Raw genomic sequence first — 23,761 nt, 5'->3', positions numbered from 1 at the left:
GCCTGGGCAGTTCGCCGGAATGCAACGCGGTCGAGCGTTAATGGCACGCGGGTCTGGCTCCTGGCGACTGGCAAAGCTACTTCGCGGCGCAAAAACTGACAAGCCCTGTCGACCGGCAGTCGCCAATGCTTGGCCCGCAAGGGCCTTGGCACTAGACTGGCGGCCTTTTCACCACCTGATGTCGATGTTGAACCATGGCCGCTAAAGTCGAACCGTTCTGGATGCGCAAAACCCTCGATCAACTCGATCCGCAGGAATGGGAATCGCTGTGCGACGGCTGCGGCCTGTGCTGCCTGCAAAAGCTCGAAGATGAAGAAGACAACTCGGTCTATTACACGCGCATTGCCTGCAAACTGCTGGACCTGAAAACCTGCCAGTGCACCGATTACCCCAACCGTCGCGACTTCGTGCCGGACTGCATCCAGCTCACGCCAGGCAAGGCCGACACGTTCAAATGGCTGCCACCGACCTGCGGTTATCGACTGGTCAGCGAGGGCAAGGACCTGCCGCTCTGGCATCACCTGGTGTGCGGTGATCGCGACGCCGTGCACCACGAGCGAATTTCACAATCCGGGCGCATGCTCGCCGAAGGCAGCGTGGCCGAAGAGGATTGGGAAGACCATCTGATTTTCCGGGCGGGTTGAGGTTTTCTCCAAGGAGTGTGTATGGCTGTAGGATTGCGGCTGGCGTTGGTCGTTGGGCTGTTGGCCCTGGGTTTGCCGGTGTTGGCGGCGAAGAAGGTCGATCTGGATTATCACGTGCGCCTGTTGCCGCAAAGCGATCAGGCCGAAGTCCGCCTGACCCTGGCTCAAGGCTCGGCAGTGCGCAGTCTGGATTTCGACCTGGGCGATGGCAGCCACTACAGCGATTTCAAGGCCGACGGCCAATGGCAACTGACGCCCGGCAAGCCGATGCGCGGTGTCTGGCTTCCGTCCGCCGACAAGGCCAGCCTGACCTACCGCGTGCGCATCAGCCATGGCCGCAAGAGCGGCAGTTTCGACACTCGCATGACCCCGACCTGGGCGTTGATGCGTGGCGACGATCTGGTGCCGGCTGCCCGGCTCGATCAACAGGACGGCATCGAGCTGGTTTCACGCCTTGAATTCGAGTTGCCCAGCGGCTGGAAAAGCGTCGAAACCGCCTGGCCGCGGATCGGCAAGAACACCTTTCGCATCGATAACGTCTCCCGATTGTTCGACCGGCCCACGGGCTGGATGCTCGCCGGCCACCTTGGCAGCCGTCGCACGCGATTGGGGGAAACCGAAGTCACCGTCGCTTCGCCCCGAGGCCAGGGCATGCGTCGCATGGACGTGCTGACGTTGCTGACTTTTGTCTGGCCGCAAGTGCAGGCAGTGTTCCCGCGTCATCCCACCAAGCTGCTGATCGTCGGTGCCAATGACCCGATGTGGCGCGGCAGCCTGGCGGCGCACGAATCGATTTACCTGAACACACGTTTGCCGCTGGTCAGCGAAAGCGGCCGCAGCGCGGTGGTGCGTGAATTGGCCCAGGTATTCGGCCGGATCAACGACCGGCAGCGAAGTGACTGGATCAGTGAAGGCTTTGCCGAGTATTACGCCATCGAACTGGTGCGCCGGGCGGGTGGCATGAGTGATGAGCGCTACGAGAGTTTGCACCGCAAGTTGGTCAAGGACGGCCAGAAAGTCACGACGTTGCGCGGTGAGCAAATGAGCCCGACACAGGTTTCGAAGGCGGTGTTGTTGCTGCAGGAGCTGGATCGCGAAATTCGCCTGAAGACCCGCAACAAGCGTTCGCTGGATGATGTGTTGCGTGGGGCGATGCGTCTGGAGGGTGTGGACACCAAGGAATTCGTTCAGCTCGCCGAGAGCGTGATTGGCGAGTCTTCCAAGGTTCTTGATACCGAGTTGCTTCAGTAATATCGCCTTCGCTGGCAAGCCAGCTCCTACAGTGATTCGTGAACCGCACAGATCACTGTAGGAGCTGGCTTGCCAGCGAAGAGGCCATAAGCCCCACTACAAATCCGGGATCAAATCCGGGATCAAATCCCGGGTCAAACCCCGGTCTTAGGCGACTTCAACGAATCATTTCCGGTCACGGTAGCCGTCTTGGTCGCCGCGTCGGCATTCGCCTTCAACCGCCCCAACTCTTCCCCGGCCCGCTCGATTTTCGCCCGCACGTTATTCATGTCCTGGCGGCTTTTCTCCAACAGGCTCTTGACCGAACTGTGCCCGGTAATCCCGCGAGCCAGCGCCACGCCGCCGATCGCCACTTGAATCAATCCGAACACACCGCCGCGACGCAGGCCCTTGCTGACCATCACCACGCCACCGGCCACGGAGCCGATGCGCTCCCAGCCCTGAACGTTATGGTCGGAATGGGTCTGGAACGGGGTGGACTCGATGCGTTCTACGCGTGTGAGTTCGCTCATGATCTGTCTCCTGGCTGGATGGGCTGCTGCAAGAATAGATAATTAAGCTGACTGCCGAGGCGGGCGGCTTGTTCCATCGGATGTACAGCAATTCAGCGGAATTTCGGCCCCGAGCGGGTGTTCAGGCCCTTGGCCATGCGGTCGTACAGCACGACATTGACGGTGGCCGCCAGGTTCATGCAGCCGGTGGTCGGGATGTACACCACGTCTTCGCACCAGTCGCGGATCTCTTGATCCAGCGAGCCGTCTTCCGGGCCGAAGATGTACAGCGCGCGATCCGGGTGGGTGTATTCGGGCAGCGAACGGGCGCCTTCGACCAGTTCCACCGCGACCGGGACGCAGCCCAGGGGCAGGATTTTCTTCAGGTCGTCGATGCCGATCAGCGGAATGTCGTAGTGCACGCGCTTGGTGTCGGTGACGAAGTCTGCGGCGCGTTCATAACGCTTGCCGGTGTAGAACACCGACGCGGCGCCATAACAGCCGGCGGCGCGCATCACCGAGCCGACGTTTTCCGGTGATTTGGGGTTATACAAACCTATGCAGCTGTACCGTTTGTCTGCCACGAGCGGGGTGCCTTCGGGGAAAAAGCGCGATTATACGGGGATTGGGGGAGGGGTGTCCGGTTTGGAGACTTGTGGTGGCGAGGAGATTGCCTTCGCGAGCAAGCCCGCACACTGGATCTGCGGCGAACATCATAAGTGTGGTCACCACGGATCAATGTGGGAGCGGGCTTGCTCGCGAAGAGGCCAGCTCAGGCGCTGAAGATTATTCGTCTTTCTTCATCAACCCGGCCAACGCCGCAAACGGGTTATGCGTCGCCTTGGCGATCTTCGGCGAGCTCAGCGAGCCTTCACCAAAGTACTGCTGGTCGGTGTATCGCGAGTGTTCATTGTCGTGGCAATACAGGCACAACAATTCCCAGTTCGAGCCGTCCTGCGGATTGTTGTCGTGGTTGTGGTCGCGGTGGTGCACGGTCAGTTCGCTCAGGCGCTTGCCAGAGAACTCGCGGGCGCAGCGGCCGCACACGTGCGGGTACATCTTCAGGGCCTTGTCGCGGTAACCCATTTCCTTGTCGCGCTGGTTGTCGGCGAGGATGCGGTCCAGCTTCGATGTATTGGTTGGGGTGGACGAACTCATGGGTTCACCTTTGTAAAAAGACTAATGACGGTTATGAGGTCAGTTTAGCTCAGGCCTTGAGCTTCTCGGCAATCCAGATGGTGTGGCGGGTGCCTTTGTTGCCATGGGCGAAGACTTGCACTTCCTCGGCCTTGAAACCGGCCTTTTTCAGCTTGTCGGAAAACTGCCGGTCAGCGCTGGCCGACCACACCGCCAGCACGCCTTTGGGGCGCAGGGCCTTGGCGCAGGCGCTCAGGCCTCCAGCGGAATAGAGCCAACTGTTGGCCTTCTGGGTCAGGCCTTCGGGGCCGTTGTCGACGTCGAGCATGATCGCATCGAAGCCCTGTGGCTCGGTTTGCAGCACCTTGGCCACGTCTTCCATGCGGATCACCGTGCGCGGATCGAGCAGCGGATTGCCGGCTTTCTCGCCCAGCGGCCCACGGTTCCATTCGACGACGCCGGGCACCAGTTCGGCGACCACCACTTCAGCGGTCTTGCCCAGATGCTTGAGGGCCGAGGCGAGGGTGAAGCCCATGCCCAGGCCACCGATCAACACCCGCGAGTTCGGCCGGCCGGCCACCTTGCGGCACGGGATCTCGGCCAGGGCGTCTTCGGAACCGTGCATGCGTGTGTTCATCAACTGCCCGCCATCGCCCCCCTGGATCTTGATGACAAAGTCCTCGCCGTATTCGAACAGGCACAAGGCACCGCCATTTTCAGGAATCGGGGTGGTGTCGAGCAGAACGAAACGTTTCATTGGGGCACTCTTGATGGAAAATCGGCAATCAGGGGCAGGCAAACAGCGGCGGTTGGGAGTAGCCTGCAAACAGACTACAAGGCCAACGGAGCCATTGATGAAGCGCACCATTCTAACGGTCATTGCCCTGGCCGCGCTCTCGATAACTGCAGTGCAGGCCCAGGAACAACCCACCATTCCCACCAGCCCCGGGCCATTGCCCGGGTCGCCGGGCACCGCAACGCCGACGCCCTACCCGCAGATTACCCCGATCAGCGTGCCCAAGGCCGGGTCCGGCAGTGGCGGGCCGCCGTTGTTGCCGCCGATCGAAATGCCCAGCCCGCCCAAGGACCAGACGTTGCCGGGGCTTGAGCAGAACGGCACGAAGATCAAGTCGCCGGGCGGTTAAGGCGAAGACGATCGGCCGTCGGCCCAGGTTTCTCAGGCAATACCCAGCACTTTGAACACAAATGCATATTCGAGCGCTACATCACGCAATCCCTGGTACCGCCCGCTCATCCCGCCGTGCCCGGCGCCCAATTCGGTCTTGAGCAACAGGGGATTGTTGTCGGTTTTGGTCGCACGCAACTTGGCCACCCACTTGGCCGCTTCCCAATACTGCACGCGACTGTCGTTGTAGCCGGCAATCACCAACGTCGCCGGATATGCCTGCGCGGTGACGTTTTCGTACGGGGCATAAGCCTTGATCCGCTCATAAACGTCCGGTTCCTGCGGATTGCCCCACTCGTCGTACTCGGTCACGGTCAACGGCAGGTCCGGGTCGAGCATGGTGTTGAGCACGTCGACGAACGGCACTTCGGCAATCGCTGCGCCGAACAACTCCGGCCGCGTGTTGAGGACGGCGCCGATCAGCAACCCACCAGCGCTACCGCCGCTGATCGCCAGTTGCCTTGATGTGGTGAAGCCGTTGTCGATCAAATGCTCGGCGCAGGCGATGAAGTCGCTGAAGGTGTTGTGCTTGTGCTCCTGCTTGCCGGCGCGATACCAGGCTTCGCCCAATTCACCGCCGCCACGCACGTGAGCGATGGCAAACGCCACGCCGCGGTCCAGCAGGCTCAGGCGCGCATGGGAGAACCACGGGTCGAGGCTTTCGCCATACGCGCCGTAGCCGTACAGATAAAGGGGCGTCGGCTTACCGAGGGCTTCGCGTTTGACGACGAGGCTGATCGGCACTTGCGTACCGTCGGGTGCCGTCGCCCATAGACGCTGGCTGACGTAGGCATCGGCATCGAACGGGCCCAGTACCGGGGTTTGCTTGAGGACTTGCTGCTCGCCGGTGGCCAGTCCCAGCTGGCGGATTTGCGCCGGACGGTTCAACGCTTCGTAGCGCAGGCGAATCCTGTCGCTGACGAATTCCAGGCTGTTCTGCACGTGCAGGCTGTAGGCCGCATCCGGCAGTTGCACACGGTAGCTCGGCAGGTCTTGCGGATGGACTTCGATCACCGGCAAGCCGCCGACCCGCAGGCTCAGGGTCATGGCCGAGGCGTTCAGGCTCATGCCGTCGATCATCGTGGTGTCGCTGTGGGGAATCAGGTTCTGCCAGTCAGCCAGGGTCGGCGCGACGCCGGTATCGACGGCCGTGTACAGGGCAAAGTTGATGCCGTCGCGATTGGTGCGAATGAACCAGGTCCAGACCCCGTCGAGCACACCGTGGTCGACGTCGTATTCATGATCTTCAACCCGCGGCGCTACGCAGGCAAAGGCTTGCTGCGGCTGGAACGCGTCGAGCACCCAGACTTCGCTGGTCGTCTTGCTGCCCAGCGACAGCAGCAATTGCTGCTCGGAACTGGACCGGTAGCAGTGCATGAAGAATCGACCGTCGGTTTCATGGAACACTTCTTCAGCCGCCGTGCCATCCAGTCGATAGCGGTACAGTTTGTGCGGGCGGTGGGTGTCGTCCAGTTCGCCGAAGAACAGCGTCAGGCTGTCGTTGGCCCAGGTCATGCTGCCGTCGCAGTCCTGGAATTCCAATTCGCTGACACGACCATTGGACAATTCCTTCACGAACAACGTGAAAATCTCATCGCCCGTGGAGTCGATGCTGTAGGCCAGGCGTTGGTGGTCGGGGCTGATGCTGAATGCGCCCAGGGAAAAGAAGCCGCCCTTGGCCAGTTCGTTCGGGTCCAGCAGCAGTAGCTCCTGGCTTTCGTCGAGCTGCAGGCTGTCGTCGGCCGGGCGCGGGCAGCGGTAGTGACGGGCGTATTCGTCACCCGCCGTGGTGCGTGTGTAATACAGGTACGGCCCCCAGGGGGAGGGCAGCGACAGGTCGGTTTCGAGAATCCGGCCCTTGATCTCTTCGAACAGGGTTTCGCGCAGCCCGGCCTGATCGGCGGTTTGCGCCTCTTGATAAGTGTTTTCCGCTTTCAGGTAGTCGAGCACCGCGTCGGTGTCGCGCTCCTGGAGCCAGGCATACGGGTCATCGCCTTCGGCCTTGTGGGCGATCGGGGCGTTGGAAACGTTGGCGGATAGGGGCATGAAGGGCTCTCGAACAATGTGCGGAAAGGGGCTTCGCAACCTGTGGGAGCGGCGGTGCGACGATTCGACTTGCTCGCGAAAGCGGTGTGCCAGTCAACGCAGTTGTTGAATGGACTGGCCTCTTCGCGAGCAAGCCCGCTCCCACAGGGGTTGCGCTCTACAGACAGGTATTGGGACAAGCCTGATGGGCGAAAAGTCGTTACTATAAGCGCCTCTTTGCCTGCCTTGCCATGGACACCATGACCGAGAACGACTATCTGATCGCTTGGGGCCTTTACGCCTTCGCCGCTTTAGGCTGCCTGTTAGTGTGGATGCGCATGACCCGCTGGATGTGGCGCTGGCTGCGTGAGCCGTTGCGGCTGCTGGTTTTCGTGTTGCTGTTCAGCCCGACCATCATCGACCCGGTGAAGGAAAAGGTCGCCCCGGCCATCGCCATCACGGCCCTGGACCTGTTGTTCAAGGTCGGCAACAACGCCTGGCGGGCGATTTCCGATCTGTTGATGTACAGCATGCTCGCGTTCGGCCTCTACCTGGTGTTCGTGGCGATCCGTTTCATGATCGAGCGCGGCTCCAAGGCTCGCATGGAGCAGGCTGCCGCCGCCCAGGCCGCGGCCAGGGCCGATGAACCTGAAGACCAGCCTTTCGGCGGTGCCGGCGACGATCGTTACGGTCGCCCGCCGGTGCCGAGCAATCCCCAGCGTTTGCGGGTCGAACCGCGGTTGTAACCTTGCCCCTGCATTGAATCGAGAGTCAGAACATGTGTGAGTTATTGGGCATGAGCGCCAATGTCCCGACCGATATCGTGTTCAGCTTCACCGGGCTGATGCAGCGCGGCGGCCGCACCGGTCCGCACCGCGACGGTTGGGGCATCGCCTTCTATGAAGGCCGAGGCCTGCGCTTGTTCCAGGACCCGGCGGCGAGCTGCGAATCGGAAGTCGCGAACCTGGTGCAACGCTATCCGATCAAGAGCGAAGTGGTGATCGGGCACATCCGCCAGGCCAACGTCGGCAAGGTCTGCCTGTCCAACACCCATCCGTTCGTGCGCGAGTTGTGGGGACGCAACTGGTGTTTCGCCCATAACGGCCAACTGGCGGACTTTCAACCCATCACCAGTTTTTACCGCCCGGTCGGCGATACCGACAGCGAAGCGGCGTTCTGCGACGTGCTCAATCGGGTGCGTGCCGCCTTCCCGGAACCGGTGGAAGTCGAAGAACTGCTGCCGGACCTGGTGGCCGCGTGCGCCGAATACCGCAGCAAAGGGGTGTTCAATTGCCTGCTCAGCGACGGCGACTGGCTGTTCTGCTACTGCTCGACCAAACTGGCGCAGATTACCCGCCGCGCACCGTTTGGCCCGGCGCGCTTGAAGGATGTCGACGTGATCGTCGACTTCCAGGCCGAAACCACGCCCAACGACGTGGTCACGGTGATTGCCACCGAGCCCTTGACCGAAAACGAAACCTGGACCCGCTACGAACCGGGCCAATGGAGCCTGTGGCGGCGCGGTGAATGCGTCAGCCAGGGCAAGACCGAATAAGGACACGCAACCATGTTGCTCAGTTATCTACGGCTGGTGTTGTTTGCGGCAGGCCTGTTGATCGGTGTCCAGGTGCCGGGGTTCATCAGCGATTACGCCAAGCGGGTCGAAGCCCATCTGATCGAAGCGCAGACCGGGCTGAGCGGTTTTCAGGGGACTGCCAATCAGTTCTTCAAGGGTGACATGCAGGCGTTGGTGGCCCATTACCGCGCGAGCGAAGACCCGATCTTTCGTAGCGATGCCGACAGCCTGAACACCCTGTTGACCCGTCGACAGGCCCTCGACAAACAGTTCCAGGCGATGCAGGGGCCGTGGTATATCCGCTTCCTGCAAGTGGTCCTGGCCGCCGATCCGGAGATTCGCAAGGAAACCTGGAATGGCTACAACTACCAGATCCTGCTGACGCCGGAAGCGATGATCTGGGGCATGAGCGGCGCGCTGTTGCTGTCTTTCGGCATCGAATGCCTGTTCCGGCTGATCGACTGGGTGGTGCTGGGCGGCAAACGCCTGCGCCAGAGCCGGCCGATCGAAGACCGGGATGTGCGGGGGTTGTAAGGGGGCGATGCGATCTCTGTGGCGAAGGAGCAAGCTCCCTCGCCACAGGGTGTGATCACCGCGCGAGGACGATGTAATCCTCACCCACCTTGTGCGCATACCCGTCCAATACCTGCTGACACAACGCCACTATCTCCTCGACCCACTCCACCCCGGTCCGCCACGACACCACCACCTGCAAATTCGGCGGCCGTTGCTCGATGGCCAGCAAGGTCAGTTCCCCTCGCGCCAGTTCCTCGGCCACCAGCACCGGCGGCAACGCGCCGATACCGAAGCCATCCCGGAGCAAGCGGGTAATCGCCGACACCGAGTTCACGCAGTTGAGCCGTGGTGCCATGACACCGTTGGCCTGCATCAGGCTCAAGATGTCCTGATGTGGGTGGGAGTTTTTCGAGTAGGTAATAATTCGCTCGCGAGCCAGATCGGCGATGTCGCAATACTCGCGGTTGTAGATCGAGTTACTGGCAACGATCCAACCCATCGGGTGGCTGGCCAGCTCCAGGCTGCGGACACTTTCCTGGCGCAACAGGTCGGTTTGCAGGATCAGGTCGAGAAAGCCTTTTTGCAGCTGATCGCAGAGATTGAGCGCCGTATCGGCCACCAGCTCGATTTCCACCAGCGGATAGTGATCCATCATCTGTGCTACCAACGGGCTCAGCCAGGTATGGATCACCGTGTCCATCACGCCGATCCGCACCCGTCCAACCTTGCACGAACGCGTCTCGATCGACTGCTTGAGCGCCTGCATGGTGTCCATCATCTGCTCGGCATAGTCGAGCACTTTCAGGCCTTCGGGCGTCAGGCTCACGCCGCGGGAATCGCGCAGGAACAGTTTTACGCCGAGTTCGCCTTCGAGCACCGCGATGCGGCTGGAAATCGAGGCCTGGGTGGTGAAGAGTTTGTCGGCCGTCAGGCGAAAACTCTTGAGTCGGGCGACCCAGACAAAGGTCTCGAGAAACTTCAGGTTCATGGGAGCAGCTCGCGGATAAAGTTTTCTTATGTCTAGGGCGGGATTTTATTAGTTGGACGCGGCAGGGCCATGCGTCCAAAAATCAGGCTATCCGGTTCCCACGATAGGCGTCGTCGGGGCTCAGAACAATATTAATAAAAACCAGCGCGGAGATTTGCCATGAGTGCGCCCGACACCCCCTTCATTCCGAAAGCACCGGCTCGCCCGGGAGCTTTAAGCACTCGATCAGCAGGGCGCATCATGAAGCCGCGCGTGGAAGTGGTGGCGCTGGACTGCCTGATGGTGCGTCTGTTCGATGCGATCAGCGAAGCGAACATGCCGTGGATACTCGCGGCCAGCGAAGGTCTTCGCACTGCGTTCGCCGGGCACCTGATTGACCTGGTGCCGTCCTATACGACGTTGATGGTGCATTATGACCTGACTTCACTGAGTCCGGCCCAGGCTCGGGAGTTGATTGCCGAAGCCTTGATCGATCTGTCGCCCAACGCCCGCACCCCTGGCAAATGTCATGTGCTGTCGGTCTGGTATGACTTGAGTGTCGGTCCGGAGCTGAGTCTGTTGGCGCAGCGCAGCGGATTGGCGGTCGATGAAGTGATCCGCCGCCATAGCGAGCGCGAGTATCAGGTGTTCGCCTTGGGTTTCGCGCCGGGGTTCGCCTTCATGGGCCTGGTGGAGGAAGCGCTGGCGGCACCGCGCCTGGACACTCCGCGTAAAAAGGTCGCTGCCGGCAGTGTCGGCATCGCCGAACGCCAGACGGCGGCTTACCCCGTGGTGTCGCCGGGCGGCTGGAACCTGATCGGCCGGACCCCGGCCAAACTGTTCGACCGCGAGCGCGACGGCTACAGCCTGATGCAACCGGGCGACACTGTACGCTTTGAAGCCGTCAGTCATGCCGAATTCATCAACCTGGGCGGTGACGACACACCACTGGAGGCGCAGGCATGAGCCGTCTATCGATAGAAGCGAGTACACCGTTGTGTCTGTTGCAGGACGCTGGCCGTTTCGGTGTGCGGCATCTGGGCGTGACCCAGGGCGGAGCGCTGGATTGGCGATCGATGTCGTGGGCCAACTGGTTGCTGGGTAACCGGCTGGATGCGCCGGTGATCGAGATCACCCTCGGCGGTTTCAGCGTGCTGGCCGAGGAGGAGTGTGTGCTCGCCCTGGGTGGCGCGGATCTGGGCGCGCACATCGATGGCGAGGCGTTGGCGCCGTGGCGTAGTTTCCGGTTGCACAAAGGTCAGCGGCTGCAATTCACTCAGCCGCTACTCGGGGCGCGGGCCTATCTGGCGGCCCCGGGAGGATTCGAAGCCCCCGAGGTCCTGGGCAGTCGGTCGACGGTGGTGCGCGAAGAGCTCGGTGGCCTGGAGGGCATGGGGCGCCCGCTGACCCAGGGGCGGTCGTTGAGTTATTCCGGTAACTCGCTGATGCTGCTGCGGGAGTTGCCTGCCGATCAGCGACCGGACCTTGACCTCGCTACGCCGCTGGACCTGGTGCTGGGCGCGCAGATCGGTGAGTTCAGCGGGCAGAGTCTGTTCGACGCGTTCAACAGCGTCTGGACCCTCGACAGCCGTGCCGATCGCATGGGCATTCGCTTGCTGGGAACGGCGTTGGAGTACCAGGGCCAGCCGATGATTTCCGAAGGCATCCCGCTGGGCGCAGTCCAGGTGCCGCCGGACGGGCAGCCGATCGTGTTGCTCAATGATCGGCAGACCATCGGCGGGTATCCGCGGTTGGGGGCGTTGACGCCGTTGGCGTTGGCGCGGCTGGCGCAGCGTTTGCCCGGATCGAAGGTGAGATTGAAGCCGGTGGTGCAGGAGGTGGCGCATCGGGAACAGGTCGAGTATCTGCGCCGGTTCGTTAACTGCTAAAAGCTTCGCGAGCAAGCCCGCTCCCACAGTTGATCTCCAGCGGACACATTATTTGTGTGCGAACAAAATCCAATGTGGGCGCGGGCTTGCTCCGGGCGGCGTTCCGACGAAGAGGCCCTTGCAGGCAATGCATTTCTATTTGGAAAGAAACCGCATCGCCTCTTCCAGCCCCCGCAACGTCAACGGGTACATCTGATCGTCAATCAGTTCCCGCACAATGTTGGTCGACGAGGTATACCCCCAGGTATCTTTCGGATACGGGTTAATCCAGATGAGCTTCTTGTACTTCTCCTTGAACCGCTGCATCCACACATAACCCGCTTCTTCGTTCCAGTGTTCGACGCTGCCGCCGGGCTGGGTGATTTCGTAGGGCGCCATGGCGGCGTCGCCAATGAAGATCACTTTGTAGTCGGCGCCGTACTTGTGCAGCAAATCCTGGGTCGAGGTGCGTTCGGAGCTTCGGCGCATGTTGTTCTTCCACACCGATTCATAAATGAAGTTGTGGAAGTAGAAGTACTCCAGGTGCTTGAACTCGGTCTTGCAGGCCGAAAATAATTCCTCGCAGATCTTCACATGCGCGTCCATCGAGCCGCCGATGTCGAACAGCAGCAACAGCTTGACGGTGTTGCGCCGCTCGGGCCGCATCTGGATGTTCAGCAGCCCGGCATCGCGTGCGGTGTGGTCGATGGTGCCATCGATGTCCAGCTCTTCCGCCGCACCCTGGCGCGCGAATTTGCGCAGCCGGCGCAAAGCGACCTTGATATTGCGCGTGCCCAGTTCCACCGAGTCGTCGAGGTTCTTGTACTCGCGCTGATCCCAGACCTTGACCGCCTTGCCCTGGCGCTTGCCGGCATCGCCGACCCGAATGCCCTCGGGGTTGAAACCGCCGGAGCCGAACGGGCTGGTGCCGCCGGTGCCGATCCACTTGTTGCCACCGGCATGGCGTTCCTTCTGTTCTTCCAGGCGTTTCTTGAATTCTTCGATCAACTTGTCCAGGCCGCCGAGGGACTGGATCTGCGCGCGCTCTTCATCGCTCAGGGAGCGTTCGAATTCCTTGCGCAACCAGTCTTCCGGGATCAAGGCCTGGAGGTGGTCGTCGAGTTTTTCCAGGCCATTGAAGTAGGCACCGAACGCGCGGTCGAACTTGTCGAAATGCTTTTCGTCCTTTACCAGGATCGCCCGGGCCAGGTAATAGAACTCATCCATGTCGGCGAACGTCACCCGGTGTTTCAGCGCGTTGATCAGGTCCAGCAGCTCGCGCACCGAGACCGGGACCTTGGCTGCGCGCATTTCATTGAACAGGTTGAGCAGCATGGCTATCGCCCTCTATCTGGTTAAACAGAGGGATCAGCGAGTGCCGCGACGGCTCATGAACGCCAGGCGCTCAAGCAACTGCACGTCCTGTTCGTTCTTCACCAGGGCGCCGGCCAGCGGTGGGATGGCCTTGGTCGGATCGCGCTCGCGCAGCACCGCTTCGCCGATGTTGTCGGCCATCAGCAGCTTCAGCCAGTCCACCAGTTCGGAGGTCGACGGCTTTTTCTTCAGGCCCGGCACCTTGCGTACATCGAAGAACACATCCAGCGCTTCGCTGACCAGGTCTTTCTTGATGTTCGGGTAATGCACGTCGACGATCCGCTGCATCGTGACGCGATCCGGAAAGGCGATGTAGTGGAAGAAGCAGCGGCGAAGAAACGCGTCCGGCAGTTCTTTTTCGTTGTTGGAAGTAATGATGATGATCGGGCGTTTCCTGGCCTTGATGGTCTCGTCGATCTCGTAAACGTAGAACTCCATCTTGTCGAGTTCTTGCAGCAGGTCGTTCGGGAACTCGATGTCGGCCTTGTCGATCTCGTCGATCAGCAGGATCACCCGCTCTTCGGCCTCGAAAGCCTCCCAGAGCTTGCCCTTTTTCAGGTAGTTGCGAACGTCGTGGACCCTTTCCGTGCCCAGTTGCGAATCGCGCAGGCGGCTGACCGCGTCATACTCGTACAGGCCCTGATGCGCCTTGGTGGTGGACTTGATGTGCCAGGTGATGAGCTTGGCGCCGAAGGACTCGGCCAGTTGCTCGGCGAGCATGGTCTTGCCGGTGCCCGGTTCGCCCTTGACCAGCAGCGGACGCTCCAGGGTAATGGCGGCGTTGACTGCCAGCTTCAGGTCATCGGTGGCAACGTAGGCCTGGGTGCCTTCGAACTTCATCTGCTAATCCTCGAACGTTAACGCCGACCTGACGAGGCAGGGCGGGGCGTAATAATGTGTAGTACCCCGACTATAACGCGGCGCCCGGTCCACTGTGAACGCGGACGGGTTATTCAGTCTCTGAATGGGGCGTCACATCTTGACTCAGTCTCGGCGCCAGGCCAGTATTGAGGTATCGTCATTTTGGCGATAGCGTGCCGGGCATGTCTACTAAATATCGATTTCGCGATAAGTACCGCATCCAGTTGCGCGAAAAGGATCATCCGCCGCCCCATGTCCACCTCACCGGTGGCGGTCTGGATGTGGTGCTGAGTCTGGAAACCGTCGAAGTGATGATGGGCCAGGCGCCGCCGCTGATCATCAAGGAAGCGCTGGAGTGGGTCAGGGCTCATCAAGTGCAATTGCTGGAGGACTGGAAACGATGTTACCCATGAAACGACCGCGGCTGTCGGCCTTGCAGGCATTGCCGGATTATCGCCTCGCACTGACCTTTATCGACGGCCGGCAACTGACCCTCGATCTAAGTCGTGACCTGCGCGCCTATCCAGGCTTGCAGCCCTTGCTGGAGCCCGGCGCTTTCGAAGGTGCAACCCTGGGCGACGATGGCTGGTGTGTCGAGTGGCCTGAACTGGACATCCAGATTGGTGCCGACACGCTCTACCTGGATGCGCTTGCACAAAACGCCTCGGACGAAAACACCCGGATTTTCATCGATTGGCGCGCTCGCACCGGGTTACCGCTCAACCAGGCGGCCGAGGCGCTGGGCGTCAGCGCCCGAAGCATCACGCGCTACAGCAGTGGCCGTGAAGCAGTGCCGCGATCGTTGGCCCTGGCGTGTCTGGGCTGGGATTTTTTGCAGCAGCGAGACCCGGCGCGAGCGGCTGAGGAGACCGGTCGCTATACCGTCACGCGCAAACCTTAACCCGCATCCGGCTTCGGCTGTTCATACCGGGCATTGAATGCCTGAATGAAACCATTGCGTAAAATCTGCAAAAACGCCTGGAACGCGCTGACATCCTGCCGATGCACATTGCCGCTCAATTCAACGCGGGTGGCAAACTGGTTCTTGCCCTGGTTTTTCAATACGGTTTCGGAGCCGCCGACGATGGCCTCCCAGATGGAACGGAAGATTCCTTTGTCCTTGTTCTCGACGTCCTGCTGCCAATTGAACACGTCCACGTCCTTCAACAGCGGTTTGATGTAACCCGTCAATTTTGCCTTTTTGGCCTGCGCCTCGATCACCACATCGCCATGACCGGCGTTGAAATCGAACTTGCCGTAGGCGGAGGCGAAGTCGTTCATGCGCTTGAGTTCGATGCCCCTGGCGCGCAGCCGGAATTCGAAGTCTTCGAAATTGCTCAGCGGGTCGAAGGTGGCGGTGGTTTCCAAGGGTGCATGTCCCAGCAACATCGCCTTGCCTTCGAAGCGAGCGTCGCGTCTTCCTTCGGTGTCGGCCACGTTGGTCAGGTTATAGATGCTGGCGTCGACCTGGGTGGCATTCATGTTGACCGGCGGTTTTGAATTGAAATTTCGAAAGCTGATCTTGCCGTCGGTGATGCGCACTTCGTTCAGGGTGATCGGCAGCAACTTGCCCAGTTGCGCCCGCCAGTCGGTGCCCTGGCCGGTCTGGGAATTTTGCTTGTTGGCCCCACCGTCGACGAAGTTCACTTCGGGCTTGATGAACTGCACCTCGGCCACCACCGCGTGGTCGTACCAGAGCGAGTGCCAACTGACGGCGAGGTCGATCAGCGGCGCGTTGACGAAGGGCACCGGGACCTTGCCGTCGACCTTGACGATTTTCAGCCCGTTGATTTTATAAGCGCCGCGCCACAGGGCCAGGTCCACGTCGACGATCTGGCCACGGTAGTCGCCCATGTCCGCCAGCTTGTCGTTCAGGTAGTTGCGCACCATGTAGGGCAGGGCGAAATGCAGGGCTATCAGCAGTACGACCAGGCCGGCTAGCGTCCACAGCGGCCAACGGTATCTCCGTTTCATGATGGCAAATCTCTGGTGATGTAAAGCCATTGACTGTGGTTGTAACCGGACGTTCGACTGACTGGACGACCACAGGCAACAGGCATACCTTGGAGGGCTTATTCAATGCTGTACAAGGACCCAGCCATGAGCCGTATTTTCGCTGACAACGCCCATTCCATCGGCAATACGCCGCTGGTGCAGATCAACCGCATCGCCCCGCGCGGCGTGACCATCCTGGCCAAGACCGAAGGGCGCAACCCGGGTTATTCGGTCAAGTGCCGGATCGGCGCGAACATGATCTGGGACGCCGAAAGCTCCGGCAAACTCAAAGCAGGCATGACCATCGTCGAGCCGACCTCGGGCAATACCGGTATCGGCCTCGCGTTCGTTGCCGCGGCGCGTGGTTACAAGTTGATGCTGACCATGCCGTCCTCCATGAGCATCGAGCGACGCAAAGTGCTCAAGGCGCTCGGTGCCGATCTGGTCTTGACCGAACCGGCCAAGGGCATGAAGGGTGCGATCGAGAAAGCAGCTGAAATTGTTGCCAGCGCCCCGTCCAACTATTTCATGCCCGCACAGTTCGACAATCCGGCCAACCCGGCCATTCACGAGAAAACCACCGGCCCGGAAATCTGGAACGATACCGATGGTGCGGTCGATGTATTGGTGGCGGGCGTCGGAACGGGTGGAACCATTACCGGGGTTTCGCGGTATATCAAGAATACCCAGGGCAAACCGATCATTTCGGTGGCCGTGGAGCCGGTGTCATCGCCGGTCATCAGTCAGGCGCTGGCCGGGGAGGAGATCAAGCCGAGCCCGCACAAGATCCAGGGTATCGGGGCCGGCTTCGTGCCGAAGAACCTGGACCTGTCGATGGTCGATCGGGTCGAGCTGGTCAGCGACGAAGAGTCCAAGGCCATGGCCCTGCGTTTGATGCAGGAAGAAGGCATTCTGTGCGGGATCTCCTCTGGCGCGGCGATGGCTGTAGCGGTCCGACTGGCGGAAACCCCGGAGATGCAGGGCAAGACCATCGTGGTGATCCTGCCCGATTCCGGCGAGCGCTACCTGTCGAGCATGTTGTTCAGTGATCTGTTTACCGAGCAGGAGACTCAGCAGTAACTGAAAAAATCAAAAGATCGCAGGCTGCGCCAATCCGGGAGATTGTGTAGGAGCTGCCGCAGGCTGCGATCTTTTGATCTGGTTTCTAATCTTGTTTTTTATCTTGTGAAAGGGCGGTTGACTCAGGTCAGCCCCCCTTCAGGAACCTTGTGTTAGAAGTGCTTTGTTGCAAATTCCTCAACACTGAATGTTGAGTTATGCGGTTTTTCCTGCAGCCGGTAATGTTTATCATGCCGACTGCCACGTCGGGTAAATGGCGTTGTGCAGAGTTGTCGACTATCAAGGAGTTGCTGATGACCTTTTCCCTTGCCGCGAAGGCGTCGCTGTTGCTGCTGTTTCTGAGCAGTACTCTTTATGTGCATTTGCGCGGCAAGGCACGATTGCCGGTGCTGCGTCAGTTCGTCAATCACTCGGCGCTGTTTGCCCCCTATAACGCCTTGATGTACCTGTTCTCCAGCGTACCGTCCAGGCCCTATCTGGACCGCAGCAAATTCCCCGAACTGGATGTACTCAAGGACAACTGGGAAGTCATCCGCGACGAAGCGATGCACCTGTTCGACGAGGGCTACATCCGCGCTGCCGAGAAGAACAACGATGCCGGTTTCGGCTCGTTCTTCAAGAAGGGCTGGAAGCGCTTCTATCTCAAGTGGTATGACAAACCGCTGCCGTCGGCACAAACCCTGTGCCCAAAAACCGTGGCCCTGCTCAGCGGCATTCCCAACGTCAAAGGCGCCATGTTCGCCTTGCTGCCGGGCGGCAGTCACCTCAACCCGCACCGCGATCCATTTGCCGGCTCCCTGCGTTATCACTTGGGACTGTCGACGCCGAACTCCGACGACTGCCGCATTTTCGTCGATGGTCAGATTTACGCCTGGCGCGATGGCGAGGACGTGATGTTCGACGAGACCTATGTGCACTGGGTCAAGAACGAAACCGAGAAGACCCGGGTCATCCTGTTCTGCGATGTCGAACGCCCATTGAGCAACCGCTTCATGACCCGCATCAACCGTTGGGTCAGTGGCTTCCTGGGGCGTGCCACCGCACCGCAGAACCTGGATGACGAACGTGTTGGCGGGATCAACCAGGCCTATGCCTGGAGCAAGAACTTCGGCGACAGCTTCAGTGGCGGGATCAAACAGTGGAAGCGCCGCAACCCCAAGGCTTACCGCGTGATGCGACCGATGCTGGCGGTCGTAGTCCTGACGTTGTTGGGTTATTGGCTGTTTGGCTGATGCCTATTCCCGAATAGAATATCGGTCCCTGTAGGAGCGAGCTTGCTCGCGATGGATTCAAGGACTACGCGTTTACCCAGAAAAAACGCATTATCGTTAACGTCCATCGCGAGCAAGCTCGCTCCTACAGAGCGTTATTGCAATCCATGCCACGCGCTGGTTATAGTCGGCGCTCGGTCGTTCTCCAAACCACCGATCCACCCCTCAAAAAAGATCAGCCCATGCCAGCTTCCCTCATCAACGCGGTAGTCGATTCAGCGGTCAACGCTGGCGTCGTGCCGTGCGGGAACCAGCAACCGGTGCAGATCAGTCATTACCCCCCACCTGTCAGCAGCACGCCGGTGTGCGCAGTCGTATCACCGCCAGGCGTCGGCATTTCGGGCTGATCAGTTTTTTCTGCTGTTCCCCGTGCCCGCTTGAAAAAACTACTGGATTTCAGCTTCGGCTGAGTTGGCTTTTTGCCTGACTACAGGTGGCATTCATGTTTGTCCTTTCGAAAAAAACCGCGCTCGCGGCGGCGTCCACGAGCCTGTTCGTCCTGCTGTGGAGCAGCGGGGCGATCTTCTCCAAATGGGGCCTGGCGCACGCGTCGCCCTTCGCATTTCTGCTGATTCGCTTCGCCATCGCGTTGTGCGGGCTGGTGCTGTTGATGCCATTGCTCAAACTGAAATTGCCCAAGGGCGGCAAACCGATGATGTATGCAATGGCCACGGGCGTGGTGTTACTGGGCGCTTATCAGATTTTCTATCTGCTGGCCCTGGACCTGAAAGTCACGCCCGGCGTGATGGCAACCATCATGGGCGTGCAACCGATCCTCACCGTGGTGCTGATGGAGCGTCAGCGTTCGTGGAGCCGGATGTTCGGTCTGGCGCTGGGTCTGACCGGGTTGATCATGGTGGTCTACCAAGGCATCGGTCTGGCCGGCATGTCGCTGGCGGGCATGCTCTTCGGTTTGCTGGCACTGGCGAGCATGACCTTCGGCTCGATCATGCAAAAGCGCATCACCGACAATCCCCTCGGCACGCTGCCGGTGCAGTACCTCGCCGGGCTGTTGCTCTGCGGGATCTTCGTGCCGTTCCAGCCTTTCCGTTTCGAATACGGCAGCGGGTTCATCGTGCCGGTGTTGTGGATGGGACTGGTGGTGTCGGTGCTGGCGACGTTGCTGCTGTATCGGCTGATAGCCCGGGGCAACCTGGTGAATGTCACCAGTCTTTTCTACCTGGTACCCGCGGTGACGGCAGTCATGGACTACCTGATTTTTGGCAATCGCCTGGCGGCCTTGAGCGTGCTTGGCATGTTGCTGATCATCGTTGGTCTGGTGTTCGTCTTCCGTAAAACCGCTTGAAGCAAAACAAGGCTCCGGGGCATGCCCCGGGGCCTTGCTACTTGGCTTGCGCATGTTCCGCCCGCACTGAATTCATGAACGCCTGCATCGCCGACGATTGAATGCGATGACGCCGGGTGATCAGCCCATAGGGGGGCAGCCGGGCTTCGAACTTGATCGGCAACACGGCCAGCAGATGACGGCCCGGATAGTCCTCGACCACCGACACCGGTGTCACACCGAGCATGTCGGTCTGCTGGATCAACGACAGCAGGGTCATGATCGAGGTGGTTTCGACAATGCTGCTGGGGATATCGACCCGTGCATTGTGGAACACCTGATTGATGATCGAGCGCATCGGGCTTGGATGCTGTTGCAGCACCCAGGTCATGTTCTGCAGTTCCGCCCAGCTCAGCTGTGTTTCTTTGGCCAGGGGATTTTGCGCACCGGCAATCACGCAGAGCGCTTCTTCACCCAAGCTGTCGAACAGCAACTCCTCGGCCCGCGCACCCGCCGGAATCCGGCCCAATACGATATCCAGTTGATCCTGCAACAGTGCCTGCACCAGCACGTCGCTGGTGTCGACCTGGATGCTCATGGATAACCGTGGATGGCTTTGTTTCAAGGTCGCGATGGTCCGGGTCAACAGCCCGGAGGCCAGCGCCGGAATCGCCCCGACCGCGACCCGCCCAAGGTTGCCGGATTCAAGTGCAACCAGCTCTTCACGCATGCCGCTGATTTCGGCGAACACCATGCGTGCGTAATACGTGACGGTTTCCCCGAACGGGGTAGAACGCATGCCCCGGGGCAGTCGCTCGAAGAGCTCCACGCCCAGCAAGTCCTCGGCTTCGTGCAGCATCTTGGTCGCCGCCGGTTGCGTCATGCCGATGTGGTCGGCGGCGCGTCGCAACGAACCGAATTCCTGCAACGCCAGCATCAGCCGTAGCTGACGCAATCGCAGTCGACTGTGGATCACATTGGCAACAGGAATTCGGGTCATGGTCGCGCTCGCGAAAAAGGACTGCGGCAAGCCTGACAACAAATGTCAGGCGTTGCCAGCATTGCTGTGTCACAGCACCGATTTTGGCTTGGCGACCTGGGGTTTGCGCAGGCCCGTCAGGGTTTGCAGCGCCTTGGAAATCAGCGGCCAGAACAGCATCAGCAGCGCTGCCGTGGTCAGGCCGCCCACCAACGGGTTCGACCAGAAGATCCCGATCTGACCATCGGAGAACAGCATCGACTGACGGAAGGCATCTTCGGCCTTGTCCCCCAGAACTGCGGCCAGCACCAGCGGTGCGATCGGGTAGCCGAGTTTCTTGAACAGATAACCCAGCGCACCGAAGCCGAGCATCAGCACCACGTCGAAGAACGAGTTGTGCACCGAGTAGGCACCGATGGCGCAGACCATGATGATGATCGGTGCAATGATCGAGAACGGAATGCGCAGGATCGACGCGAACAGCGGCACGGTGGCCAGCACCACGATCAGACTTACCACGTTGCCCAGGTACATGCTCGCGATCAGGCCCCAGACGAAGTCATGTTGTTCGACGAACAGCGTCGGGCCCGGGTGCAGGCCCCAGATCATCAGCCCGCCGAGCATCACGGCGGCGGTGGCCGAACCGGGAATGCCCAGGGTCAGCATGGGCAGCAGCGCGCTGGTGCCGGCCGCATGGTCGGCGGTTTCCGGGGCGATCACGCCTTCGAGTTCCCCCTTGCCGAAGTTTTCGCGGTTCTTCGAGAAACGTCGCGCCAGGCTATAGCTCATGAACGATGCCGCAGTCGGCCCGCCAGGCGTGATGCCCATCCAGCAGCCGACCAGGGTGCTGCGCACGATGGTCCACCAGTAACGTGGCAACTTGGCCCAGGTGCGCAGGATCACCATCGGTGTGATGCGCGCATGCTCGCCGCGGAACACCAGGCCTTCCTCGACCGTGCAGAGGATTTCGCCAATGCCGAACAGGCCGATCACCGCCACTTCGAAACTGATGCCGGTCATCAGGGCCGGCTGGTCGAAGGTCAGGCGCAGGTTGCCCGAGACCGTGTCCATGCCGACCGCGGCCATGGCGAAGCCGATCATCATCGCCACCACGGTTTTCAGCGGCGGGTTCTTGCTCATGCCGATGAAGGTGCAGAATGCCAGCAGGTACACCGCGAAGAACTCCGGCGAACTGAAAGACATGGCGAATTCGGCAATCCGCGTCGACAGGAACGTCAGCAGCAGGACCCCGGCCAGCGCCCCGATCAACGCCGAACTGAAGGCGGCGGTCAGCGCTTCGGCGGCGCGGCCTTCGCGGGCCATCGGGTAGCCGTCGAAGGTGGTCGCCACCGATGAGGGCTCACCGGGGATGTTGAACAGGATCGAGGTGATCGAGCCGCCGAACAGCGCGCCCCAATACATGCACGACAACAGGATGATCGCCGACACCGGCGACATGGTGAACGTCAGCGGCAGCAGCAACGCCACGCCATTGGGGGCGCCGAGGCCAGGCAATACGCCGACCAGGATGCCCAGCAGCACGCCGATCACCATCAGGCCGATATGGCCGGGGGTCAGGATCAGGTTCATGCCTTGCAGCAGGGAATCGAACTCGCTCATTTGAATTGTCTCCCGGCCAGGGCAATCCAGTCGCCAAGAGGGCCGGCATCCAGCGGGACCTTGAACCACAGTGCGAAAATCAGGTAGCTGGCGAGGACTGCACCGAGGGATATAGTCGCGATCATCAACTTGCCATAGGGTTTGCCCCGGGTTTTGTCATGCCACATGAACCAGGCGATGAAACAGGCCGAGGCCACATAGATACCGGTCAGCGGCATGGCCGCGACGAACAGCGCAATCGGGATGAACACCGACAGCACTTGCCTGAATGCAGGGCGACTGACGAATGAAATGCTCAGCGCTTGCCAGCGCACCAGGGTCAATACGCCGTTGCCCACACTCGCGGCGCTCAACAGCAGGCCGATGTAAAAGGGGAAGTAACCCGGCTCGGGGCCGGAATCGCCCCAGCCAATACCTTGTTCGACGCTGCCGTACATCACCACCACGCCGATCAGCGTGGTGAAGAGTGTCAGACCGAGTTCGACCCAGCGGGTACCGACCAGCGCCGGTGAATCCGAAGAATGGGACATGCAAACACCTCCAGCAGGTGACGGCCGTGCGCAGGCGGACGGCCGCGGGCAACTCAGTTTTTCAGCCAGCCGGCTTCCTTGAACACCGGGGTAACGCGCGCGGTGTCTTTCTCGATGTAGGCGGTCAGTGGCTCGCCTTCGAGGAACGTCGGCACCAACGCGTTCTGCTTGACGTAGGCCTTGAATTCCGGAGTCTCGGTGACTTTGCGCATCAATTCGACATAGAACGCGCGCTGTTCGGCGGTGACTTCGCCGGGCATGAACACGGTGCGCGGGAAGCGGTACTGGTCGATGCCCAGGCCCTGTTCGTGGCAGGTCGGAACGTCGGCCCAGGATTTATCGCCGGCGACTTTCTCGGTGTAGCTCATGCGCTCCTTACTGAACACGCAGAGCGGCTCGACCTGGTCGCCACGCCATTGGCTGATGCTTTCGCTGGGGTTGTTGACGTTGGCGGCGATGTGCTTGCCGGCCAGTTGGGTCGCGGCTTCACTGCCGCTCTTGAACGGGATGTACACCAGTTTGCTGTTGTTGGTCTGGTTCAGCAGCAGGGTCAGGGTCTGGTCGACATCCTTGGACTGGCTGCCGCCCATGCGCAGTTTCGACGGGTCGGCCTTGGCTGCTTCATAGAAGTCCTTGGCATCTTTCCACGGTGCGCCTTTATAGCTCCAGAGAATGAAGTCATCCTCGGCCACGGCCGCGACCGGGGTCAGTTCCTGCCATTGATAACCGAGCTTGGACACCAGCGGCAACAGGTAGATGTTGTTGGTGCCGATCACCAGTTTTTCCGGGTCGCCCTTGTTCATTTTCAGGTCGAGAAAGGCTTCGGCACCATTGCCGCCGCCTTTGTTCAGGACGATGGTATTGACGTCGAGGAACTTGTGGGTGGTGATGATCGACTGGATCAGGCGACCCAGTTGGTCGGTACCGCCTCCGGGACCGCCGGCGACGACGATTTCGACGTTCTTGTCCGGTTGCCAGGCGGCGTGGGCCAGAGCGGGAAGGGCGCCGGCAGCGACCAGCGTGCAGCCAAGAGCCAGACGGGATGTGCGACGGACGAATGCATTTCGCATGGAAGGGCCTCGTTTTTGTAGTTGTTATGAGCGAC

General features: G+C 60.5%; 27 protein-coding genes. 14 read left to right on the top strand and 13 right to left on the bottom strand.

The window, feature by feature from the left end; translation table 11 throughout:
* The first annotated feature begins 194 nt into the window (after positions 1-194).
* Together ELQ88_RS26555 and ELQ88_RS26550 are read left to right on the top strand one after the other, a co-directional pair.
* The gene (locus ELQ88_RS26555) at positions 195-644 is read left to right on the top strand and encodes a YcgN family cysteine cluster protein (RefSeq protein ID WP_128872023.1); all 450 of its coding nucleotides are present in this window, start codon (positions 195-197) and stop codon (positions 642-644) included.
* 21 nt (positions 645-665) lie between these two features.
* Positions 666-1,895, top strand: coding sequence for a hypothetical protein (locus ELQ88_RS26550; RefSeq protein WP_138968731.1), 1,230 nt, complete (start codon positions 666-668; stop codon positions 1,893-1,895).
* 134 nt (positions 1,896-2,029) lie between these two features.
* On the opposite strand, the gene ELQ88_RS26545 is transcribed toward ELQ88_RS26550, so the two are convergent.
* The 4 genes from ELQ88_RS26545 to ELQ88_RS26530 form a co-directional block, all read right to left on the bottom strand.
* Positions 2,030-2,407: a DUF2892 domain-containing protein gene (locus tag ELQ88_RS26545; protein ID WP_128872025.1), complete on the bottom strand. Its 378-nt coding sequence runs from the start codon at positions 2,405-2,407 to the stop codon at positions 2,030-2,032.
* Positions 2,408-2,499: 92 nt separating this feature from the next.
* On the bottom strand, positions 2,500-2,970 hold the full coding sequence (locus ELQ88_RS26540) for an RNA methyltransferase (RefSeq protein WP_128872026.1): 471 nt from the start codon (positions 2,968-2,970) through the stop codon (positions 2,500-2,502).
* Between the two features lie 202 nt (positions 2,971-3,172).
* Positions 3,173-3,544 carry a YajD family HNH nuclease gene (locus ELQ88_RS26535; RefSeq protein ID WP_064679221.1) on the bottom strand — a complete coding sequence of 124 codons (372 nt, stop codon included), beginning with the start codon at positions 3,542-3,544 and terminating at the stop codon, positions 3,173-3,175.
* Between the two features lie 49 nt (positions 3,545-3,593).
* On the bottom strand, positions 3,594-4,280 hold the full coding sequence (locus ELQ88_RS26530; RefSeq protein WP_138968730.1) for a hypothetical protein: 687 nt from the start codon (positions 4,278-4,280) through the stop codon (positions 3,594-3,596).
* Positions 4,281-4,377: 97 nt separating this feature from the next.
* Between ELQ88_RS26530 and ELQ88_RS26525 the strand changes: the two genes are divergently transcribed.
* Positions 4,378-4,668, top strand: coding sequence for a hypothetical protein (locus ELQ88_RS26525; protein WP_128872027.1), 291 nt, complete (start codon positions 4,378-4,380; stop codon positions 4,666-4,668).
* A gap of 32 nt (positions 4,669-4,700) precedes the next feature.
* Here ELQ88_RS26525 and ELQ88_RS26520 read toward each other — a convergent pair whose 3' ends face one another.
* On the bottom strand, positions 4,701-6,755 hold the full coding sequence (locus ELQ88_RS26520) for a S9 family peptidase (protein ID WP_138968729.1): 2,055 nt from the start codon (positions 6,753-6,755) through the stop codon (positions 4,701-4,703).
* Positions 6,756-6,985: 230 nt separating this feature from the next.
* On the opposite strand from ELQ88_RS26520, the gene ELQ88_RS26510 reads away from it, so the two are divergent.
* Genes ELQ88_RS26510 through ELQ88_RS26500 form a run of 3 tightly spaced genes read left to right on the top strand, consistent with a single transcriptional unit; the run spans position 6,986 to position 8,844 of the window.
* Entirely contained in the window at positions 6,986-7,480 is a 495-nt protein-coding gene (locus tag ELQ88_RS26510; RefSeq protein ID WP_128872029.1) for an MFS transporter, read from the top strand.
* Positions 7,481-7,512: 32 nt separating this feature from the next.
* Positions 7,513-8,289, top strand: a complete 777-nt coding sequence (locus tag ELQ88_RS26505; protein ID WP_128872030.1) for a class II glutamine amidotransferase — start codon at positions 7,513-7,515, stop codon at positions 8,287-8,289.
* 12 nt (positions 8,290-8,301) lie between these two features.
* Entirely contained in the window at positions 8,302-8,844 is a 543-nt protein-coding gene (locus ELQ88_RS26500; RefSeq protein WP_138968728.1) for a DUF2937 family protein, read from the top strand.
* A gap of 55 nt (positions 8,845-8,899) precedes the next feature.
* On the opposite strand, the gene ELQ88_RS26495 is transcribed toward ELQ88_RS26500, so the two are convergent.
* Positions 8,900-9,814 (bottom strand): LysR family transcriptional regulator, encoded by a 915-nt coding sequence (locus ELQ88_RS26495; protein WP_128872032.1) that lies wholly within the window; start codon positions 9,812-9,814, stop codon positions 8,900-8,902.
* Between the two features lie 240 nt (positions 9,815-10,054).
* Here ELQ88_RS26495 and ELQ88_RS26490 point away from each other — a divergent pair, with 240 nt between their 5' ends.
* Entirely contained in the window at positions 10,055-10,759 is a 705-nt protein-coding gene (locus ELQ88_RS26490; protein WP_138968727.1) for an allophanate hydrolase subunit 1, read from the top strand.
* On the top strand, positions 10,756-11,682 hold the full coding sequence (locus ELQ88_RS26485; protein ID WP_138968726.1) for a biotin-dependent carboxyltransferase family protein: 927 nt from the start codon (positions 10,756-10,758) through the stop codon (positions 11,680-11,682). The genes ELQ88_RS26490 and ELQ88_RS26485 overlap by 4 nt, the downstream gene beginning before the upstream one ends.
* A 135-nt stretch (positions 11,683-11,817) precedes the next feature.
* Here the strand turns inward: ELQ88_RS26485 and ELQ88_RS26480 are convergent, their stop codons facing one another.
* A complete protein-coding gene (locus ELQ88_RS26480; RefSeq protein WP_138968725.1) occupies positions 11,818-12,996 on the bottom strand; it encodes a VWA domain-containing protein in 1,179 nt (392 codons plus the stop codon).
* 33 nt (positions 12,997-13,029) lie between these two features.
* On the bottom strand, positions 13,030-13,875 hold the full coding sequence (locus tag ELQ88_RS26475; RefSeq protein ID WP_128872034.1) for a MoxR family ATPase: 846 nt from the start codon (positions 13,873-13,875) through the stop codon (positions 13,030-13,032).
* Positions 13,876-14,078: 203 nt separating this feature from the next.
* On the opposite strand from ELQ88_RS26475, the gene ELQ88_RS26470 reads away from it, so the two are divergent.
* Positions 14,079-14,309 carry a DUF4160 domain-containing protein gene (locus ELQ88_RS26470; protein WP_138968724.1) on the top strand — a complete coding sequence of 77 codons (231 nt, stop codon included), beginning with the start codon at positions 14,079-14,081 and terminating at the stop codon, positions 14,307-14,309.
* A complete protein-coding gene (locus ELQ88_RS26465; RefSeq protein ID WP_128872036.1) occupies positions 14,297-14,797 on the top strand; it encodes a DUF2442 domain-containing protein in 501 nt (166 codons plus the stop codon). Before ELQ88_RS26470 ends, ELQ88_RS26465 begins: the two co-directional genes overlap by 13 nt.
* Here ELQ88_RS26465 and ELQ88_RS26460 read toward each other — a convergent pair.
* Positions 14,794-15,870 carry a DUF748 domain-containing protein gene (locus ELQ88_RS26460; RefSeq protein ID WP_138968723.1) on the bottom strand — a complete coding sequence of 359 codons (1,077 nt, stop codon included), beginning with the start codon at positions 15,868-15,870 and terminating at the stop codon, positions 14,794-14,796. The two genes, ELQ88_RS26465 and ELQ88_RS26460, sit on opposite strands and share 4 nt — an antisense overlap.
* A 126-nt stretch (positions 15,871-15,996) precedes the next feature.
* Here ELQ88_RS26460 and cysK point away from each other — a divergent pair, with 126 nt between their 5' ends.
* The 4 genes from cysK (at position 15,997) to ELQ88_RS26445 (ending at position 19,548) form a co-directional block, all read left to right on the top strand.
* Complete coding sequence (gene cysK / locus ELQ88_RS26455) at positions 15,997-16,971, top strand: cysteine synthase A (protein ID WP_138968722.1); 975 nt, start codon at positions 15,997-15,999, stop codon at positions 16,969-16,971.
* 293 nt (positions 16,972-17,264) lie between these two features.
* Positions 17,265-18,203, top strand: coding sequence for an aspartyl/asparaginyl beta-hydroxylase domain-containing protein (locus ELQ88_RS26450; RefSeq protein WP_138968721.1), 939 nt, complete (start codon positions 17,265-17,267; stop codon positions 18,201-18,203).
* Positions 18,204-18,424: 221 nt separating this feature from the next.
* The gene (locus tag ELQ88_RS34380; protein ID WP_168187379.1) at positions 18,425-18,589 is read left to right on the top strand and encodes a hypothetical protein; all 165 of its coding nucleotides are present in this window, start codon (positions 18,425-18,427) and stop codon (positions 18,587-18,589) included.
* A gap of 95 nt (positions 18,590-18,684) precedes the next feature.
* Positions 18,685-19,548 (top strand): DMT family transporter, encoded by an 864-nt coding sequence (locus ELQ88_RS26445; protein WP_138968720.1) that lies wholly within the window; start codon positions 18,685-18,687, stop codon positions 19,546-19,548.
* A gap of 37 nt (positions 19,549-19,585) precedes the next feature.
* Here the strand turns inward: ELQ88_RS26445 and ELQ88_RS26440 are convergent, their stop codons facing one another.
* From ELQ88_RS26440 to ELQ88_RS26425, 4 genes are all read right to left on the bottom strand, one after another.
* Positions 19,586-20,527 carry a LysR family transcriptional regulator gene (locus tag ELQ88_RS26440; RefSeq protein WP_128872041.1) on the bottom strand — a complete coding sequence of 314 codons (942 nt, stop codon included), beginning with the start codon at positions 20,525-20,527 and terminating at the stop codon, positions 19,586-19,588.
* Positions 20,528-20,596: 69 nt separating this feature from the next.
* On the bottom strand, positions 20,597-22,126 hold the full coding sequence (locus tag ELQ88_RS26435) for a tripartite tricarboxylate transporter permease (protein ID WP_128872042.1): 1,530 nt from the start codon (positions 22,124-22,126) through the stop codon (positions 20,597-20,599).
* A complete protein-coding gene (locus tag ELQ88_RS26430; RefSeq protein ID WP_138968719.1) occupies positions 22,123-22,656 on the bottom strand; it encodes a tripartite tricarboxylate transporter TctB family protein in 534 nt (177 codons plus the stop codon). Before ELQ88_RS26430 ends, ELQ88_RS26435 begins: the two co-directional genes overlap by 4 nt.
* Before the next feature lie 53 nt (positions 22,657-22,709).
* The gene (locus tag ELQ88_RS26425) at positions 22,710-23,726 is read right to left on the bottom strand and encodes a tripartite tricarboxylate transporter substrate binding protein (RefSeq protein ID WP_138968718.1); all 1,017 of its coding nucleotides are present in this window, start codon (positions 23,724-23,726) and stop codon (positions 22,710-22,712) included.
* Positions 23,727-23,761: the final 35 nt, after the last annotated feature.

It is taken from the genome of Pseudomonas sp. MPC6 (assembly GCF_006094435.1).
In the GTDB taxonomy this organism is placed as follows: domain Bacteria; phylum Pseudomonadota; class Gammaproteobacteria; order Pseudomonadales; family Pseudomonadaceae; genus Aquipseudomonas.
This window is presented reverse-complemented; position numbering and strand designations above follow the sequence as displayed.